Origin of the sequence: Sorangium sp. So ce128 (assembly GCF_051525245.1) — a bacterium.
Lineage (GTDB): Bacteria > Myxococcota_A > Polyangia > Polyangiales > Polyangiaceae > Sorangium > Sorangium cellulosum_B.
Window position 1 is genome coordinate 6,337,911 of record NZ_CP150313.1, and the last position, 18,130, is coordinate 6,356,040.

General features: G+C 70.7%; 14 protein-coding genes. 8 read left to right on the forward strand and 6 right to left on the reverse strand.

The window, feature by feature from the left end; genetic code table 11:
- Positions 1-14: 14 nt before the first annotated feature.
- The 3 genes from WME82_RS23975 to clpA all read left to right on the forward strand — a co-directional run bounded on the left by WME82_RS23975 (position 15) and on the right by clpA (position 5,499).
- Positions 15-2,591 (forward strand): glycogen/starch/alpha-glucan phosphorylase, encoded by a 2,577-nt coding sequence (locus WME82_RS23975; RefSeq protein WP_438044693.1) that lies wholly within the window; start codon positions 15-17, stop codon positions 2,589-2,591.
- A 272-nt stretch (positions 2,592-2,863) separates the two neighbouring features.
- Positions 2,864-3,187, forward strand: a complete 324-nt coding sequence (gene clpS, locus WME82_RS23980) for an ATP-dependent Clp protease adapter ClpS (protein WP_272093285.1) — start codon at positions 2,864-2,866, stop codon at positions 3,185-3,187.
- Complete coding sequence (gene clpA, locus WME82_RS23985) at positions 3,184-5,499, forward strand: ATP-dependent Clp protease ATP-binding subunit ClpA (RefSeq protein ID WP_438044694.1); 2,316 nt, start codon at positions 3,184-3,186, stop codon at positions 5,497-5,499. Before clpS ends, clpA begins: the two co-directional genes overlap by 4 nt.
- Before the next feature lie 244 nt (positions 5,500-5,743).
- On the opposite strand, the gene apaG is transcribed toward clpA, so the two are convergent.
- Positions 5,744-6,127: a Co2+/Mg2+ efflux protein ApaG gene (gene apaG / locus WME82_RS23990; RefSeq protein WP_044965505.1), complete on the reverse strand. Its 384-nt coding sequence runs from the start codon at positions 6,125-6,127 to the stop codon at positions 5,744-5,746.
- 228 nt (positions 6,128-6,355) lie between these two features.
- Between apaG and WME82_RS23995 the strand changes: the two genes are divergently transcribed.
- Positions 6,356-7,408, forward strand: a complete 1,053-nt coding sequence (locus WME82_RS23995) for a rhomboid family intramembrane serine protease (protein ID WP_437873688.1) — start codon at positions 6,356-6,358, stop codon at positions 7,406-7,408.
- Positions 7,409-7,471: 63 nt separating this feature from the next.
- Here the strand turns inward: WME82_RS23995 and WME82_RS24000 are convergent, their stop codons facing one another.
- Entirely contained in the window at positions 7,472-8,683 is a 1,212-nt protein-coding gene (locus WME82_RS24000) for a hypothetical protein (protein ID WP_438044695.1), read from the reverse strand.
- Positions 8,684-8,841: 158 nt separating this feature from the next.
- On the opposite strand from WME82_RS24000, the gene WME82_RS24005 reads away from it, so the two are divergent.
- Complete coding sequence (locus tag WME82_RS24005) at positions 8,842-9,474, forward strand: hypothetical protein (protein ID WP_438044696.1); 633 nt, start codon at positions 8,842-8,844, stop codon at positions 9,472-9,474.
- A gap of 36 nt (positions 9,475-9,510) precedes the next feature.
- Here the strand turns inward: WME82_RS24005 and WME82_RS24010 are convergent, their stop codons facing one another.
- Both WME82_RS24010 and WME82_RS24015 read right to left on the reverse strand, forming a co-directional pair.
- Entirely contained in the window at positions 9,511-10,677 is a 1,167-nt protein-coding gene (locus WME82_RS24010) for a 1-aminocyclopropane-1-carboxylate deaminase/D-cysteine desulfhydrase (RefSeq protein ID WP_438044697.1), read from the reverse strand.
- Positions 10,678-10,691: 14 nt separating this feature from the next.
- Positions 10,692-11,678, reverse strand: a complete 987-nt coding sequence (locus WME82_RS24015; RefSeq protein ID WP_438044698.1) for a ferritin-like domain-containing protein — start codon at positions 11,676-11,678, stop codon at positions 10,692-10,694.
- 193 nt (positions 11,679-11,871) lie between these two features.
- On the opposite strand from WME82_RS24015, the gene serC reads away from it, so the two are divergent.
- On the forward strand, positions 11,872-12,957 hold the full coding sequence (serC, locus tag WME82_RS24020; protein ID WP_438044699.1) for a 3-phosphoserine/phosphohydroxythreonine transaminase: 1,086 nt from the start codon (positions 11,872-11,874) through the stop codon (positions 12,955-12,957).
- A 546-nt stretch (positions 12,958-13,503) separates the two neighbouring features.
- On the forward strand, positions 13,504-13,824 hold the full coding sequence (locus tag WME82_RS24025; RefSeq protein ID WP_044965509.1) for a KGG domain-containing protein: 321 nt from the start codon (positions 13,504-13,506) through the stop codon (positions 13,822-13,824).
- A 242-nt stretch (positions 13,825-14,066) separates the two neighbouring features.
- On the opposite strand, the gene WME82_RS24030 is transcribed toward WME82_RS24025, so the two are convergent.
- Positions 14,067-15,011: a fatty acid desaturase family protein gene (locus WME82_RS24030; RefSeq protein ID WP_437747825.1), complete on the reverse strand. Its 945-nt coding sequence runs from the start codon at positions 15,009-15,011 to the stop codon at positions 14,067-14,069.
- 469 nt (positions 15,012-15,480) lie between these two features.
- Between WME82_RS24030 and WME82_RS24035 the strand changes: the two genes are divergently transcribed.
- The gene (locus WME82_RS24035) at positions 15,481-16,533 is read left to right on the forward strand and encodes an agmatinase family protein (protein ID WP_438044700.1); all 1,053 of its coding nucleotides are present in this window, start codon (positions 15,481-15,483) and stop codon (positions 16,531-16,533) included.
- 190 nt (positions 16,534-16,723) lie between these two features.
- On the opposite strand, the gene WME82_RS24040 is transcribed toward WME82_RS24035, so the two are convergent.
- Positions 16,724-18,016 carry a M18 family aminopeptidase gene (locus WME82_RS24040; protein WP_438044925.1) on the reverse strand — a complete coding sequence of 431 codons (1,293 nt, stop codon included), beginning with the start codon at positions 18,014-18,016 and terminating at the stop codon, positions 16,724-16,726.
- Positions 18,017-18,130: the final 114 nt, after the last annotated feature.

Below are 18,130 nucleotides of genomic sequence, written 5' to 3' on the forward strand. Positions count from 1 at the left end.
TAAAGTGCGCCGCCATGGCCAACCCGATCGACGCCGATCCCAACCGTCAGAGAGAAACCCCCGCCCAGAGAGACGGCAACGCCCAGCAGCGCGACACCCCCGCCGCATTTTTCCGCGGCAACCCGGCGCCGGACGCGCGCACCGGCATGCACCCGATCGCGTTGCGCCGCGCCTTCGCCGATCACCTGCACTACTCGCGCGCCCGGGAGTCCATGTCCGCCACGCCGTTCGACCGGTACGTCGCCCTCGCCCTCTCGGCGCGCGACCGCCTCGTCGACCGGTGGACGAAGACGCAGCACACCTACTACGAGCAGGACGTCAAGCGCGGCTACTACCTCTCCGCAGAGTTCCTCCTCGGCCGGGCGCTCGTCGCCAACCTGCAGGCGCTCGACATCTACGACAGCTACAAGACCGTGCTCGGCGAGCTCGGCCTCGACCTCGATGAGCTCGTCGAGCAGGAGCCCGACGCCGGGCTCGGCAACGGCGGCCTCGGGCGGCTCGCCGCCTGCTTCCTCGACTCCATGGCCACGATCGGCCTGCCCACCTACGGGTACGGCATCCGGTACGAGTTCGGCATCTTCGAGCAGGTCATCCGCGACGGCTACCAGGTCGAGCGCGCGGACGAGTGGCTCCGCTTCGGCAACCCCTGGGAGATCGAGCGCCCCGAGCACGCCGTCCCCGTCTCGTTCGGCGGCTACACCGAGCGCGTCCCCGACAAGCGCGGCGGCTTCCGCGTGGTCTGGCGCCACTCCGAGCAGGTCATCGGCGTCCCGTTCGACACGCCCATCGCGGGCTACCAGTCGAACACCGTCAACACCCTCCGCCTCTGGTCGGCCCGCGCGGGCGAGGAGTTCGACTTCGAGCTCTTCAACGCCGGCGACTACGTGCACGCCGTCCACGAGAAGAACCAGTCGGAGGTCATCTCCAAGGTCCTCTACCCGAACGACAACTTCGACAAGGGCAAGGAGCTGCGCCTCCGGCAGGAGTACTTCTTCGTCGCCTGCTCCATCGCCGACATCGTGAACCGCTACAACCGCGTCCACCCGGACTTCTCGCGCTTCGCCGAGAAGAACGCGATCCAGCTGAACGACACCCACCCCGCCATCGCGATCGCCGAGCTGATGCGCGTCCTCATCGACGACCACCTGCTCGCCTGGGAGGACGCGTGGAAGCAGACGGTCGGGGCCTTCGGGTACACGAACCACACCCTGCTGCCCGAGGCGCTCGAGCGCTGGCCCGTCGCGCTCTTCGAGCGGCTCCTGCCGCGGCACCTCGAGATCATCTACGAGATCAACCGGCGGTTTTTGCGCGAGGTCATGGACGCCCACCCGCAGGACCAGGACCGCGTGGCGCGGATGTCCCTCATCGAGGAAGGCCACGAGCGCCACGTGCGCATGGCCCACCTCGCGGTCGTCGGCTCGCACTCGGTGAACGGCGTGGCCAAGCTCCACTCCGAGCTCGTCAAGCGCGACCTGCTCCGCGACTTCTACGACCTCTGGCCCGAGCGGTTCAACAACAAGACGAACGGCGTCACGTTCAGGCGGTGGCTGCTCGCCTGCAACCCCGCGCTCGCCGCGCTCGTCACAGAGAAGGTCGGCCCGAAGTGGGTGACGGAGTTCGATCGGCTGCGCGAGCTCGAGCGCCACCTCGACGATCCGGAGTTCATCGAGCGGATCGCCGCGGTGAAGCGCGCGAACAAGGTGGCGCTCGCGAAGGTCATCGCGCAGGAGCTCGACATCAACGTCGACCCCTCCTCGATCTTCGACGTCCAGATCAAGCGCCTCCACGAGTACAAGCGCCAGCTGCTCAACGCGCTCCACATCGTCGCGCTCTACCTGCGCCAGAAGCGCGGCGAGCAGATCATGCCGCGGACCTTCATCTTCGGCGCCAAGGCGGCGCCCGGCTACCGGCAGGCGAAGCTCATCATCAAGTTCATCCACGCTGTCGCCTACGTGGTGAACGGCGACCGGCGCCACAGCGGGCTCCGGGTCGCGTTCATGCCGAACTACCGCGTCTCGCTGGCCGAGCGCATCATCCCCGCCGCCGACGTCTCCGAGCAGATCTCGACCGCGGGCATGGAGGCGTCGGGCACCGGGAACATGAAGCTCGCGCTGAACGGCGCGCTCACCGTCGGCACGCTCGACGGCGCGAACATCGAGATCCGCGACGCGGTGGGCCCGGAGAACTTCTTCCTGTTCGGGCTGACCGCCGACGAGGTGATCGCCCGCCGCGGCGAGCACTTCGAGGGGCGCACCGCGGTGGCCGCCGACCCGGAGCTCCGCGAGGTGGTCGAGCTCATCTCGTCGGGCTTCTTCTCCCCGGAGTACCGCGAGCTCTTCCAGCCCCTGCTCGACCGGCTCCTCGGCCGGGACGAGTACATGATGCTCGCCGACTTCAAGGCCTACTCCGCCTGTCAGCGCGAGGTGGAGGCGGCCTACGCCGACCGGCAGAGCTGGCTGCGCAAGTCCGCGCTCAACATCGCGCGCGTGGGCGAGTTCTCCTCGGACCGCACGGTGCGCGAGTACGCGCGCGACATCTGGGGCCTCACGCCCGTCGAGATCGACCTCGGCGCGGCCATGTCGCTCGTGTGACGGCGCCGGCGCGCCCTCCGCCGCGGGCCGCTCGCGCGCCTGCGGCGGGGCGGCGGCGCCCCGCCGGCCGGAGCCAGCCGGACCAAGCCGGCGCCCGCGAACGAACCCAACAGCACCCTCGGCCCGGTTCCATGAGCCGGCGCCACGGCGGACGGAAAATCCAGGCCCGCGCGTGGCGAAGGGCTCCGCGGCGGAGCATGCTTCCGGGGCATGAGCCAGCTTCGTCGGCCGCTCGCCGGGGCGGGGCTCTTGCTATCCTTCCCGACGGATTTATGCCGAACGATCCTGAGGAAAGAGAAGACAAGCAGGGCGACCTCGCGACCGAGCGCGAACGGAAGGTCGAGAAGGCCCGCCGCTACAAGGTCGTGTTCCACAACGACGACTACACGACGATGGAGTTCGTCGTGCTCGTCCTCATGAAGTTCTTCCACCGCACCGAGACGGAGGCCACGCACATCATGCTGAGCGTGCACCATCGCGGCCACGGGGTCGCCGGCGTGTACACGAAGGATGTCGCCGAGACCAAGGTCGCCCAAGTCCAGGACTTCGCCAAGGAGCACGCGATGCCCCTTCGGTTGACCGCCGAGCCGGAATGACCATGCGCATCAGCCCCGAAGTTGAGATCGCCTTTTCGCTCGCCACCCGGGAGGCCTCGCGCCGCCGGCACGAGTTCGTGACCATCGAGCACCTGCTCTACGCGCTGCTCTTCGACGAGGAGACGGCCGAGGTCCTCCGGCACGCGGGGGGCGACACCCCGCTGCTGAAGAAGAAGCTCGAGCGCTTCCTCGACGAGGAGATCGAGGTGTTGCCGGAGGACGCGGACACGAGCCCGACGCTCTCGCTCGGGTTCCAGCGCGTGGTCGGCCGCGCCGCGATGCACGTGCAGTCCTCGGGCAAGAAGGAGCTCAAGGGGGCGAACGTGCTGGTGGCGATGTTCGCCGAGCGCGACTGCCCGGCCGTGACGCTCCTCGGCGAGCAGGGCATCAGCCGCTTCGACGTCGTGAACTACATCTCGCACGGCATCTCGAAGACGGGCCAGGACGACGGCCTCCGGGAGGAGCCGCCGGAGGAGGGCGGCGAGCCCGGCGCCGCGCAGCCGGTCAAGGATCCGCTCGCGGCGTTCACGACGAACCTCAACAAGGAGGCGGCCGAGGGCCGCATCGATCCGCTGGTCGGCCGTGAGAACGAGGTCGCCCGCACGATCCAGGTGCTCGCGCGGCGGCGCAAGAACAACCCCCTGCTCATCGGCGACGCCGGGGTCGGCAAGACGGCGATCGTGGAGGGGCTCGCGCAGCGGATCGAGAAGAAGGACGTGCCCGCGCCGCTCAAGGACGCGACCGTCTACGCGCTCGACATGGGCGCGCTCCTCGCCGGCACGAAGTACCGCGGCGACTTCGAGAACCGCCTCAAGGCGGTGCTGCGCGCGCTCGAGAAGCAGCCGGGCTCGGTCCTCTTCATCGACGAGATCCACACGATCATCGGCGCCGGCGCCGCGAGCGGCGGGACGATGGACGCGTCGAACCTGCTCAAGCCCGCGCTGGCCTCGGGCCGCCTGCGCTGCATCGGCGCGACGACGTTCCAGGAGTACCGCGGCCACCTCGAGCGCGACAGCGCGCTCGCGCGGCGGTTCCAGCGCATCGAGGTGTCGGAGCCCTCGGTCGACGAGACGGCGCAGATCCTGAAGGGCCTGCAGAAGCGCTACGAGGAGTTCCACAAGATCACGTACACGGCCGAGGCGATCGAGGCCGCGGCCAAGCTGTCGGCGCGGTACCTGCAAGATCGAAGGCTTCCCGACAAGGCGATCGATCTGCTCGACGAGGCGGGCGCGGCGGCGCGCCTCCGCCACGGCGACGGGTACAAGGTCGAGGCGGCGGACATCGAGCTCGTCGTCGCGAAGATGGCGCAGATCCCGCCGCGCCAGGTGTCGACGTCGGACAAGGCGCAGCTCAAGGATCTCGAGCAGTCGCTGCGCTCGGTGATCTTCGGCCAGGACGAGGCGGTGAAGCAGCTCGCGTCGGCGATCAAGCTGTCGCGCGCGGGGCTGCGCGCGCCGGAGAAGCCGATCGGCTCGTTCCTCTTCTCGGGCCCGACCGGCGTCGGCAAGACCGAGCTCGCGAAGCAGCTCGCCAAGGCGCTCGGCATCGGGTTCCTGCGGTTCGACATGAGCGAGTACCAGGAGCGCCACACCGTCTCCCGGCTCATCGGCGCGCCGCCCGGCTACGTCGGCTTCGACCGCGGCGGCCTGCTCACGGAGGCGGCGGCGAAGACGCCGCACGCGGTGCTGCTGCTCGACGAGATCGAGAAGGCGCACCCGGACGTGTTCCAGGTCCTGCTCCAGGTGATGGACCACGGCACGCTGACCGACAACAACGGCAAGAAGAGCGACTTCCGCCACATGGTGCTGATCATGACGAGCAACGTGGGCGCGCGGGAGCTAGCGCAGGCGCGCGTCGGCTTCGGCGAGCGAGGGACGGCGGGCGACGACGACAAGGCCTACAAGAACACGTTCAGCCCGGAGTTCAGGAACCGGCTGGACGCGCGCATCATGTTCCGGGCGCTGGATCCGTCGGTGATGGGCAGCATCGTGGACAAGTTCGTCGGCGAGCTCGCGGCGATGCTGGCGGATCGATCGGTGACGGTCGAGGTGACAGACCGGGCTCGGGCCGAGCTCGCGACGCGAGGGTACGATCCGGCGAACGGGGCGCGGCCGCTCGGGCGCGTCATCGAGAACGACATCAAGCGGCGGCTCGGGGACGAGCTGCTCTTCGGGGCCCTCGAGAACGGGGGGAACGTCGCCGTCGATTTCGAAGGCGGGGAGTTCACGTTCAAGTTCTCGGCGGCGAACGGGGGGGGGCCGGAGAAGGCGAAGGCGAACGGGGCGGCTGTCGAGCCGGAGGCCGTCGGCTAGGACGGCAGCGACGAAGCCAGCGGGGAGGGGGTGCCCGTGCGCGCGGGCGGCGGGGGCCCCTCCCACGAACTCGCGCCTTTTGGGAGGCGATTGCCGTGGGTGCGGGAGAGGTGGGTCGGGAGCGATAGGCTGCGATGCGGGCCGGCGCTCGGGTTCGTGGGGCCCTACCCCGCCGCCCGCGCGCACGGGCACCCCCTCCCCGCTGGCTCTTCCAAAGGAGGGTTGGGGGGTGACGGGGGCGGGGTCAGTTCAGGGAGTGCGGCATCGCCAGGGTGAACGACGCGATCTCGGCGTCGAAGACGCGGCCGTCGGGGCGGTGCATCTGGTAGGTGCCGCGCATCGTGCCGCGCGGGGTCTCGAGCACACAACCGCTCGTGTACTCGAAGTGCTCGCCAGGCTTGAGCGAGGGTTGCTGGCCGACGACGCCAGGGCCGCGCACCTCCTCCACCTTCCCGCTGCCGTGCGTGATGATCCAGTGCCGCGTCCTCAGCTGGGCGGGCTCGGTACCTTCGTTCGCGATCCGCACGGTGTAAGCAAAGACGTAGCGGTGCTCCGTCGGGGATGACTGCGTGGGGACGTAGACCGTCGAGACGGTGACCCGGATGCCCTGCGTGATGGCCGTCGACACAACCACGCACTGCCACCGCTGCGGCGCGCGCACAAGGGCCCGGCCGCGCAGCGCGCGCACAAGGGCCCGGCCGCGCAGCACGCGCACAGAGCCGGCAACCGGCAAGGAGCGCCGCGGCTCGGCGTGACGACGAGACGGTCAGGCTCCCGAAGACCCGGCGTTGACAGCTTCCGGGCTCATCCGCACGTTTCGATGAACCTTGGGTCGACGAACCGTGGAGGACCCGCCGTGGGCGAACAGAACCGTGTCTGTGTTCGAGATGCAGTTGGCGAGCCGTTCGTCCCGATCGCGATCCTGCCGCCGGCGCGCGGCGAGAGGGCGGCGATGATCCAGAACGGCGATCCCACCTCCGGAGAGGCGGAAAATCACGGCCTCGGGCTCACGGCCATCGGCCCCGTCATGCCGGAGCGCAAGATCCGCGAGTGGGCCCTCGTCCTCCAGTCGAGCGAGCTTTGGCACGCCGTGCGGTACACGCCGGCGGGCTGGGTGCTCCTCGTGCGCGACGAGGACTACGCCCTCGCCGCGGGCTCGATCGATCGGTACGAAGCGGAGAACCGCAACTGGCCCCCGCTCCGCCCGCGCGAGCGGCTGCGGCACCCTCCGTCCATGGTCGCGGGCGTCGCGTTCGCCGCGCTCGCCCTCTTCTTCTTCCTCGTCACCGGGCCCGCGAGCGGCGGCGGACGCTGGTTCCAGCGCGGCGCGTCCGTCGCCGACCTCGTCGTGGGACCGGAGCCGTGGCGCGCCATCACCGCGCTCACGCTGCACGCCGACTCGGCCCACGTGCTCGGCAACGTCATCTCCGGGACGGTCTTCGCGTCCGCCGTGCAGCGCCGCCTCGGGCCGGGCGGCGCCGCGCTCGCCGTGGTCGCCTCGGGCGCGATCGGGAACTTCGCGAACGCGCTCTGGCACCAGAGCATGGGCCAGCACCACGCCTCGATCGGCGCCTCCACCGCGGTGTTCGGCGCGATCGGGCTGCTCGCCGCCACGCAGCTGATGCTCGACCGCGCGCACGACAAGGAGAGCGGCGAGAAGCGCCACCTCCTCCACCTCGTCGCGCCGCTCGTGGGAGGCCTCGCCCTCCTCGGCGCCCTCGGCGCGAGCCCACGCTCCGATCTCGGCGCGCACGCCTTCGGGCTGCTCAGCGGCGCCGCGATCGGCGTCGTCGCCGGCCTCTCGCTGCGCAACCGGCCCGCGCCGCGGCGCCCCGTCGTCCAGGTCGCCCTGGGCGCGACCGCGGCGGCGCTCGTCCTCGGCGCGTGGCAGATCGCGCTCATCGCCTGAGCGCGCGACCGCGGCGGCGCTCGTCCCCGGCGCGTGGCGCGCGCTCATCACCTGCGCGCGACCTCAGTCGACAGGCCAGATCCCCACGGTGCCGCCGACCCAGGTCAGGTCGCGGTTCTGATCGACGCCGAGCATCCTCCCGCGCGAGAGCCGCACCAGGTTGAGGACGAGCGAGAGCTCGGGCTCGTCCGGCGCGCGCAGGAACATCATCCGCACCTCGGCCTTCACCCCGTTCCCGTCGGGCATCGCGAGCGCCGGCTCGTACGCGACCTTCTCCTGGAGCAGCCAGCCCGAGCGCTCCCCCTCCGGGATCGCGGCGATGTCCTCGGGCGTGACATCCACCTTCACCCCGGAGCCCGCGAAGGAGAACAGCGGCTTGAGCACGTAGCGCTCGAGATCCAGCGGCGCGCCCTCGAGCGCGCTCAGCGTCCGCGCCCGCGGGAGCGCGGGGTGATCGATGTAGGGCAGCGTGTACTTCGACCAGGTCCAGTACCAGTTCGGGTGCGAGCACCACGTGACGTCGAGCGGATCGCCGTACCGGAACGGGAGCTCGACCCGCTTCGACTCGAGCTCGTCGAACACGACGCGGTTGTACAGCCGGCGGACCTGGACGAGCCGCCCGCCGACGCGGCGGAACAGCCGGTCCCCCTCCCGGACGAGCGCCGTCGGACAGACGGCGTCGACACCGACGAGGAGCTTCGTCGCCACGAAGTCGGGGTACGTCTTCTGCTTCTCCGGCGCGAGGTCGAGCAGGACCACCGACTCTTCGGGCTCTCCCGCGAGGATCGCGCGGCGAAGCTGCGCGAGGACGTCGGCGGTGCTCCGGCCCCCGAAGCAGCACGACCAGCGCCGGTCGAGGCCCGGCATCCCGGCGAGCACCTCGGCCATGACCTCGACCTGGACGAGCATGAGCGCGTAGAGCGACGGGAACGCCTGCAGCTCGACCACCTTGCCCGTGAGCTCGCCGTCCGGGCCACGCACGATCGCGAAGTCGACCTGCACGCAGTTGGGGAGCGGATCCATGCCCGGGACGTCGAGGTGCGCAGGGATGGCGCGCTTCATCTGCGCGATGAGCGCGGGGCTCGAGATCTGTCGCACGATCTCCGTCGCGGAGCGCTCGAGGTCGTCGCGCAGCCTGTGGGGCAGGAACAGCGGCGTCTCGGCGACGCGGAACGGGATCGCGCACCCGAGCCGCCGCTCGAGCCGGCCGAGGTAGTCCGCGTAGGTCGACGGCCCGAAGGCAGCGTTGAACGCGCGCCGGAAGGTGGGGTCCATGTATTTGTATTTTGGTGGTATCACGGCAAAGCGCGCGGCTGAACGACCCGCCGGGCGCCTCCGGCAAGAGCGCGCCGGGAGCTCGCCGCGTCCGATCCGGCTTGAGGCCGCGGGCACGGCGACTACAGTCGCCGCGAACCCCGCCGAGGCCTCCCACGATGATCAAGCTCCGCTCCGCCATGGTTTTGCCGCTCGTCGCCGCGCTCGCCGCGGCGTGCTCGAAGACCCCCGAGCCGACAGCCACATCCGCGCCCGAGGCGCCGGCGACCAGCAAGCCCGCCGCGCCTGCCGAGGCGACGCCCGCTCCGAAGCCGGCGCCGGCCAGCGGCCAGCAGGCGGGTGGTGGCGAGCTCGCGTGGGACGCCCCGGCGAGCTTCGAGAGCGCGCCGAACCCCAACGCGATGCGCAAGGCCACGTACAAGATCAAGCGCGCCGCCGGTGACACCGAGGACGCCGAGCTCAGCGTGAGCCAGGCGGGCGGCAGCGTGGACGCGAACATCACGCGCTGGGCCGGCCAGTTCTCCCAGAAGAGCGACGATTCCCCCAAGCGCACCGACCTCAAGGCCGGCGATCTCAAGGTCACCATCGTCGAGGTGAAGGGGACGTTCGCCGGCTCCGGGATGCCCGGCATGCCCGCCTCGGATCCGAAGCCGAACTACGCCCTCCTCGGCGCGATCGCCGAGACGCCGTCCGGCGGGCTCTGGTTCTTCAAGATGACCGGCCCCGAGAAGACGGTCACCGGGGCGCGCGCCGACTTCGACAAGCTCGTCAACAGCCTGCGCCTGAAGTGACGCCACGGCGCGGCGCGTCGACCACGCGCCGCGCCCTCAGTACGCGATCTCCCCGTCGAAGAACCGCGCGAACGCCGGCGGGAGCGCCGCCGCTCCGCCCTCCGCGAGCGGCGGTCGCGCGCTCGAGAGCGTCTGCCAGAGGAGGATCGTCTCCCGCGGGCGCTCCTGCGCGATCCCGCGCAGCGCGGCGAGCGCCTTCGCGCTGTACGTGACCTCCCCCGGCACGCCGATCAGCCGCTCCACCTCGGGGATCGCGGCGATGGACGCGGGGGTCGGCATGCCGTACCCGGGGCCGATCGCGCGGTGATCGATCTCGAAGCGGACCGGCGGGAGCCGACGCCGGGTGAAGCGCGGCGCGCGCCGGGCGAGCAGGCGCTTCATGCTGCCGATCTCGTACCGGACGACGGCGCGGTTCGACGCGATGCGCTCCGTGATGCGAACACCGACGATCGTGGTCGGCCAGCCGAGCACCGCGGCGCCCAGCGTGAGCCCCGCCAGCGTGCCGCCCGTCCCCGAGGGGACGACGATGCGATCGGGCCGGGGGACCTCGCCGCGCTGGACCTGCTCCGCGAGCTCGAGCATCGCGTCGACGTAGCCGAGGCACGGGAGGGCGGACGAGGCGCCTGGCAGGATGAAATACGGCCGGTCGGCCCGGCGCAGCGCCCGGATCGCCCGGACCGCGGTGGTCGCGTAGCCGCCGCCGTGGACGAGCTCGGCGCCGCTGGCCGCGTCGGCGAGGAGCGCGCCGCGGCCGAACCGGGTGATCGGCTGATCGAACAGGACCGCGGTGACGGCGAAGCCGAGCGCGCGGCCGAAGAGGGCCGTGGCGGTGACCTGCGTCGACGCCAGCCCGCCGACGGTGACGAGCGTCCTCGCGCCGCGCCGCTCCGCGTCGGCGAGCAGGAACTCGAAGCGACGCACCTTGTTGCCGCCGTAGAGCGGCGAGATCAGATCGTCGCGCTTCACCCAGACGCCGCCGCGCCCGAGGTACCCCTCGATCGCGGCGCACGGGACGACCGGCGTCGGCGCGTGCGCGAGGGGGCGCCACGGGACCTGCCCCGAGAGCTCGGGCAGCTCGGCGAAGAGCGGAAGCTCCCGCGACGCGGGCAACGCGGGCGAGAGGGCAGGGCGCGCCCCGGGAGGCCCCGCCGCGCCGGTCGCCCCGGCGCGGGTGGCTCGCTCCTCGTCGTCGCCGTCAGCCACGCTCCACCTCGCGTTCAGGCGCGCGCCGCCGCGCCGTGCCCCGCCTGCCTGCCGCCCGGGCCCGCCGGCTCACCGGCGCCGCCGGGGTCGTCTTCCGTGCCAGCTTCCGCGCCAGCTTCCGCGCCAGCGCCGAGGCGGCCGCCGCGCGCGACCAGGGGATCGCTCAGGTAGGTGTCCGTCAGCCGCTTTGGCCCCGCGAGGCCGAGCAGCCGGAGCGGGAAGAGCAGCACCGAGAGCACCCACGACGCGAGGCCGAGCGCGAGCTTGCCCCCGTACGCCTCCGCCACCAGCGCGAGCTTGCGGCCGGACGACATCGACGAGATCGGCGCCTCGGTCAGGCCGATCCGCATGAGCCGGAGCTCCGCGATCCGCACCGTGTGGCGCACCAGATCGGGCAGGCGCTTGAGCGCCGGGTGGTCCATCGGCAGGCGCTTCTTCATGAACGCCTCGAGCCGCGACACGCCCCAGAGCGACACCAGCGCGAGGCCGAGCAGCCGCCTCCGGAGCGCCGGCCTGCCCGCGATGACCTTCCTCGTCTGCTGCTCGCCGAAGTCGACGTGCCGCTCTTCCTGCCGCACGCCGCGCTTCAGGATGGCGACGATCTCCGGCTCATCCACGGTCTCGATCATCGCGTAGAAGGCCTGGAGTACGAGCCCCTCGCCGAGGGCCATCTCGAGGGCGACGTGCTCGGCCCAGTCCCCGCCCATCAGCCCGGTCGCGAGGAAGCGCACGCTCCAGGCGGCCTTGTCCGGCGGCGCGCCCAGGATCTCGAGGATGCGGAGGAAGTTGCCGACGTGCTGGAACTCCTCGACGGCCTGGCGCGCGAGGAAGCGCGCGGACTCCAGGTCGGGGGCGTTGTAGAGCCAGTGCCCAATCTGGACGCCGGTGATCTCCCCGTAGAGGAACTGCTGCACGGCCCAGACGATCACGTCCTTGTCCTTGACGGGATCGAGCCTGGCGCCCTGGAAATCGAACGCCATCTCTTCGCGGGTCACCAGCATCACTCGCCCTCCGGTGCGGTGAATTTAGCCCAGATCGCGGCCGCGGGCAGGTCCGAGGCGAAGGGCCCGGCGCGGCGCGATCCGCCGCGGCGGCGCTCCTGCTCGGCCCGTCCGGCGGAGGCGGCGCCCCCCGTGGTATACGGCCGACACGGCGGCATCAGGAACCGCCGACTTGAACCTCAGGAGAAGCACCATGGCGCGTGTCCACAACTTCAACGCCGGCCCTGCCGGGCTCCCCCTCCCCGCCCTCGAGCGCGCGCAGCGCGAGCTCCTCGATTTCGAGGGGACGGGCATGTCGATCATGGAGCACAGCCACCGCGGCAAAGCGTTCGAGGCGGTGCACAACGAGGCGATCTCGCTGCTCCGGCAGCTGCTCGGCCTGTCGGACGACTACCACGTGCTGTTCATGCAGGGCGGCGCGGCCATGCAGTTCGCGGTCGTGCCGATGAACCTCCTGCCGCCCGGCAGGAGCGCCGACTACATCCTGACCGGCGGCTGGTCGGAGAAGGCCCTGGAGGAGGCGAAGCGCGTCGGGACGGTGCGCGTGGCCGGGAGCACCGCCGTCGACAAGCGGTACACCCGCATCCCCCACCAGGGAGAGCTCTCCCTCGATCCGAACGCCGCCTACGTCCACATGACGACGAACAACACGCTGTTCGGCACGCAGTGGCACTGGCTGCCCGATACGGGCGACGTGCCGCTCGTCGCGGATATGTCGTCCGACATCCTGTGGCGGAAGATGGATATCTCCAGGTTTGCCCTGGTTTACGCCGGTGCCCAGAAGAACATCGGACCGAGCGGGATCACGGTCGTGCTCGCCCGCAAGGATCTCGTTGACAGCGCGCGAAAAGACATTCCCGTCATTTTCCGTTATGCCACTTACGCTGTCAACAACTCGCTCTACAACACACCTCCGACATTCGCAATCTACCTCATGCGCAACGTGCTCGCGTATACGCTTGAGATCGGTGGGCTCGAGGAGGTCGAGCGACGGAATCGCAAGAAGGGTGAGCTGCTGTACGAAACCATCGACGCGCACCCGGACGTCTTCCGGGGGCCGGTCGAGAAGGAGAGCCGCTCGTTCATGAACGTGGTGTTCCGGCTGGCCAGCGAGGAGATGGAAAAACGCTTCGTCGCCGAGGCCGCAAAGGAGGGTATGGTGGGGCTCGCCGGACACAGGTCGACCGGGGGTATCCGGGTTTCGATCTACAACGCAGTACCCGTTGCATCGGTAGAGCGCCTCACGGCGTTCATGCGGGATTTCGCCAAGAGGGCTTGACTCGCGGCGGGAGCACGACGTTCTCGGTATTTCCAGGTTCGCGGCTGTTTCCAAAACACGCTCGGTGAGCCTCCCCCTAATTCGTCGCGTCCCAACCTTCAGCCCGCTTGACGTTGTTCCGCCCGGCACAACAGGCCTTCGCGGAAAGGGTCTGTCGGCCTTTCCGCAGCTGGGAGGGAGGCGGTGAACGCCGCTCCCCGACCAGCACTGGAAGGGGACGGCGAAGGCCGCTCCCCGACCAGCACCGGGAGGGGACGGCGAAGGCTGCTCCCCGACCAACACCGGAAGAGAGCGGCCATCGCCGGTCTCGACCGGCCCGGGAGGGGACGGGGGGAACGCCGTCCTTTACCGGCTCGCAGGCCCCGTTCGGAGACCTGAATCGAGCGAGCCAACCGTAAGGAGAGGATGATGGCGAGCATGGATGATCGTATGATTTCCAGGAGTGAGGAGGGCCAGGAGGAGAGAGGGGCCTCGCCGAGCGAACCCCCGCCTTCGTCAGCGTCGCAGCGGGCTGCCAACGAGCGGCAGCAGCGTGGCTTCGCCGCCATGGACGAGGACCGTCAGCGCAAGATCGCCAGCAAGGGCGGGAAGGCAGCCCATGAGAAGGGCACGGCGCACGAGTTCACGCGCGACGAGGCGCGCGCCGCCGGCAAGAAGGGCGGCGAGGTCGTCAGCCAGAACCGCAAGCACATGGCCGAGATCGGTCGCCGTGGCGGCGAGCGCGTGAGCCAGGACCGGGCCCACATGGCCGAGATCGGCCGCAAAGGCGGCGAGGCCGTGAGCGGCGATCGCCAGCACATGGCCGAGATCGGCCGTCGTGGCGGCGAGTCGCGGGGAGACCAGCCGCGGGAGAATCAGCCGCGCTGACCGGGGGACGCGCAGGGCCCGGCGCCCCCGGCGCCGGGCCAGCCCCCTACCCCCTCGCGACGGCCACGACCCTGGCCTCCCGGTCGTCACCGCGAGGTGCCTCTCGGGAGGTCTCCAGGCGCCACAGGACCGCGCGCGCCGCGCCGGCGTGGCCCCCCCCCCCGCACATCTCGGCCAAGCGCCCGGCGCGCCGCCCCAGGAGGGTGGCGCCGAGCCTCCAGCGCGGGGCAGGAGCCGGCGGGTCAGCCGGGCGCGATCGCGCCCAGCGAGACGTCGCTGGGCGTCTCCTTCGGGCCAGGGATCCATTCCTCGTCGGGCTCCTCCGGCGGGAGCACGACCGGGGCGCCGTCGTAGCGCAGGCGCTTGCCAGGCCAGACGAAGCTGCGGAAGAGGTAGGCGAGGAGCGACGGCTGGTCGAGGCCCGGGTGGATGAAGGGCGCCACGCGCCTCGCGTGCGCCGCCGGCAGGAGGCTCCAGTGGAGGCCGGGCTCCATGTGATGGATGGAGTGGAAGCCGTTGTTGTACGTCCACCAGTTGACCAGCCGGCCGACGAAGTTGCGCGAGTGGTTGTGCTCGCTGTCCTCGTCGCAGCCGTCGTGCTGGAGGTAGTTCATGGTCACGATCCCCCACGCGGCGTACTGGTGGGGGATCAGGACGTAGAGGAGGAACTTCTGCCAGTCGAGCGCGAGCAGGGCCCCCATCGCGCCGAGGAACACCGCCGACTCGAGGAGCATCTGACGGAACCACGGCGGGTTCCGCCGGTACATCGCCTTGAAGTAGCGCATGTCGGCGGGTAGGATGTCCCGGACCACGCGGCTCATGAAAAAGAGGCCGTTCAGCAGGTTCCACCGATAGCGCACCTTCGTCGTCCGCATCACGTCACGCCGGGACTGCGTGTACTTGTGATGGCTGAGGTTGTGGCCCGGGACGTAGGCGCTGACGGGGTGCCCGTAGGTGAGCGTGAGCGCGACCTGGAACGCGCGGTTCAGCCATCGCCGCCGGAACACGGGGCAATGGACCGCGTTGTGGGTCGCGACCGCTCCGAGGAACGAGAACACGCACGTCGTGGCGAGGAGCGGAATCGCGAGCCATAGCGCGCGCGGCGCGTAGACCCATTGCACCGCCACGAGCACGAAATACGTCGCGACGAAGAGGAGTGTCTTGATATCGGCGCGGTACCGGAGCATGGCTGTTCTTCGCGTCTACTACCAGGACCACGCGCCGAACCGACCGGCAGCGCCGAGCAGCGCTGACCGGCCCGGACGGGCGCAGCGGCCCATCTTCTCGGCGCTCTTCCTAGCGCATTTCGTCGCAGCTGGAAGCCCGAAGTTGCATTCCGACGAGCGCTCCGCGCCATCCCCACCCGACATCCGTGTTTCACGCCGATGTCTCACGCTCGGTGCGATCGTCTCTACGCACCTCGCGCCGGTGTGCAGGCGTGGGAGCCGCTGCGCCGGTGTGCCGGTGAGGAAGCCGCTGCGCCGGTGCACCGGTGAGGAAGCCGCTGCGCCGGTGTGCCGGTGAGGAAGCCGCTGCGCCGGTGCTCGGCGGCACGTGCGGCGGCGCACTCCGGCGCGCTCCGGCGCGCTCCGGCGTGCGCTGGGCCGGAGGCGGCTCGCGCTTGACGACCTGGTCGCGAACCGCCAACGTGGCCCCGTGAGCTCATCCCCTCTCGGCTTCGATCCGAACGGTCCCGCCATCGGAAACGGGATTTACGGGCTGCCACACACTGCCGAGGACGCCCGGGTGGTCCTCGTCCCGGTGCCGTGGGAGCCGACGGTGTCCTACCGCCGCGGCGCCGCCAAGGGCCCGGGGGCGATCCTGCGGGCCAGCCGGCAGGTCGACCTCTTCGACCTGCACACGGGCAGACCGTACGAGCAGGGCATCGCGATGCTCGACGTCGATCCGGACATCGTGCGCTGGAACGCGGAGGCGTGCGCCGCGGCCGAGCCGGTGATCGCGGCGCACGGGGAGGTCGCTGGCGACCGGGACCTGGAGGCGCGCCTCGCGGCGGTCAACGCGCTCTCCCGCCGGCTGAACGAGCGCGTCACGGAGATCGCCATGCGATGGATGGAGCGAGGCAAGCTCGTCGGCGTCCTCGGCGGCGATCACTCCTCCCCCTACGGCGCGATCGCGGCGCACGCCGCGCGTTACCCGGGAATGGGGATCCTGCACATCGACGCGCATGCCGATCTCCGCAACGCGTACGAGGGATTCACCGACTCCCACGCTTCGATCATGCACAACGTCGCGACGAACCACCCGAAGATCCCGCGGATCGTCCAGGTCGGGCTGCGTGACATGAGCGAAGACGAGCTCCGGTTCATCCGCGAGTCGAACGGGCGCATCGTCGCCCACATCGACGCCTCGATCGCCGATCGGCTCTTCGAGGGGGAGCCGTTCCACCTGATCGCCGACTCGATCGTGGAGGATCTCCCCGACGACGTCTATGTGAGCTTCGATATCGACGGCCTCGATCCGACGCTGTGTCCGAGCACCGGCACGCCTGTCCCCGGCGGGCTGACGTTCCAGCAAGCCGTCGCCCTGATCGGCCGCATCCAGAAGAGCGGCCGGCGCATCGTCGGCTTCGACCTGAACGAGGTCGCGCCCAAGGACGACAGCGACGACTGGGACGGCAACGTCGGCGCCCGCCTCCTCTACAAGCTCATCGGCTTCACCCTCCTCTCCCACGACACCCGCACCCGTTAACGAAGCGAGCGCGTCAGCCCCCGCAGAAAGCGGCCCTCTTCCGCGCGCACTCTCCCCCCAACGAGGCGATCGCGGCGGGCACCCGCACAGGAGACGGGCCCAGATCGGCGTTTTCGGCGCGGAAGCGTACTCTCGTACGCTGAGCACCGAAGACGCCGATCTGGGCCCGTATCCGCCGCGGGTGCCCGCCTCAAGAAAGCGCGCGGCGGTAGGTTTCGAGCGCGAGGTGGACGTCTAGGGTGCCGGCCATCTCGCGGCAGGAGTGCATGCTGAGCATCGGCGCGCCGACGTCGACCGTGGCGATGCCGAGCGAGGCCGCCGTGATCGGGCCGATCGTGCTGCCGCAGGGGAGATCGCTGCGCACGACGAAGCGCTGGGGGGCGTAGCCCACGTCGTGACAGAGCGCCTCGAGCGCGGCGGCCGTCGCGCCGTCGGTCGCATAGGACTGGTTCACGTTCGACTTGATCACGAGCCCGCGGTTGATCTGCGGGGCGTGGCGCGGCTCGTGCTGATCGGCATAGTTCGGGTGCACCGCGTGGGCCATGTCCGCCGAGACGAGCAGCGACCCGGCCATCGCGCGGGCGAACGCCTGCGGCTCGCGCCCCGGGTAGACGTCGACGATCCGCGCGAGCACGTCGCGGAGCACGCTCCCCGCCGCCCCCACGGCGCTCCGGCTGCCGCACTCCTCGTGGTCGTAGAGCGCGATGACCCGCGTCGCCGCGGAAGGAGCGGCGCCGATCAGCGCGGCCGTCGCGGCGTGACAGCTCGCGAGGTTGTCCAGGCGGGAAGCGAAGATGAACTCGTCGGAGAGGCCGCCGAGCGACGCCTTGAGCGTGTCGTACAGGCAGAGATCGAAGCCGAGGATGGCGTCGCGCGGCGCGTCGACCGCGCGCGCGAGCAGGGCGTTGAGATCGGCCTCCTTGCCCAGGCCGATCACGGGGACGAGGTGCTTCTGCGCGTTCAGCACGAGCCCCTCGGAGTTGACCCCGCGGTTCAGGTGGATCGCGAGGTTCGGGACGCGGGCGACCGGGCGGCCCAGGTCGACGAGGAGGCGCTCGATCCGCCCGTCCCTGCGCACGTGGACGCGGCCGGCCACGCTGAGATCGCGGTCGAGCCAGGTCGAGTACAGGACGCCGCCGTAGACCTCGACCCCGAGCTGCTGGTAGCCGCTCCGCGAGAGCTCGGCGCTCGGCTTCACCCGGAAGTTCGGCGAGTCGGTGTGCGCGCCGATGACGCGAAAGCCGCCGAGCGCCGGGTGCTCGGCCCCGGCCACGAACGCGACGATCGTCGACCCGCCCCGGATGACGAAGCGGCGATCGCCCGGAGCGACCGCCCACGCGTCGCGCTCCCCGAGCTCCGAGAAGCCGGCCGCCACGAGCCGCGAGGCGACCTCGCGCACGGCGTGGTACGGCGTCGGCGAGCGATCGATGAACGCGCAGAGGTCGCGGGCGGCCGCGACGCCGCGCTCGCGCAGCGCCGCCATCTCGTCCGCGCTCCTCGCGAAGCGCTCGCCAAGGTCGGTCAGTGGCCTGGGATCGCCTGTGCGATCGAGGATCTCGGGGGGCGTCATGGAGGGCGCGGAGTCTAGCAGAGCCGC